We start from the raw sequence: 367 nt of genomic DNA on the forward strand, positions 1-367 counted from the left end.
CCACAACCTCGCCGGCACCGCGCAGGACCAGACCCTCACCTACACCCGCAACCCCGTGCAGGAAATCGTGAGCCAGAGCTGGACCAACGACCTGTACCAATGGACGGGCTACGCCAACGGCACCCAGAGCTACACCGCCAACGGCCTGAACCAATACACCACCGCAGCCGGCGCCACGCTCACCCACGACGCCCGGGGCAACCTGACCGGCGACGGGGTGTGGACCTACACCTTCGACGCGGACAACAAGCTCAAGAGCGCGACCAAGACGGGCTACACCGCCACGCTCGCGTACGACGCCGAAGGCCGGCTGCGCCGGACCACGCTGGGGGGAACGGTCACGGCGTTGCTGTACGACGGCATGGAC

At 67.6% G+C, this 367-nt stretch carries 1 protein-coding gene; it reads left to right on the forward strand.

Annotation, left to right across the window (positions count from 1 at the left end; translation table 11 throughout):
* Window positions 1–367, forward strand: a 367-nt coding sequence (locus DNK49_RS24290; protein ID WP_110530437.1) for a hypothetical protein, incomplete at both ends; no start/stop codon positions are given.

The sequence above is a fragment of the Parazoarcus communis SWub3 = DSM 12120 genome (assembly GCF_003226565.1).
GTDB lineage: Bacteria > Pseudomonadota > Gammaproteobacteria > Burkholderiales > Rhodocyclaceae > Parazoarcus > Parazoarcus communis.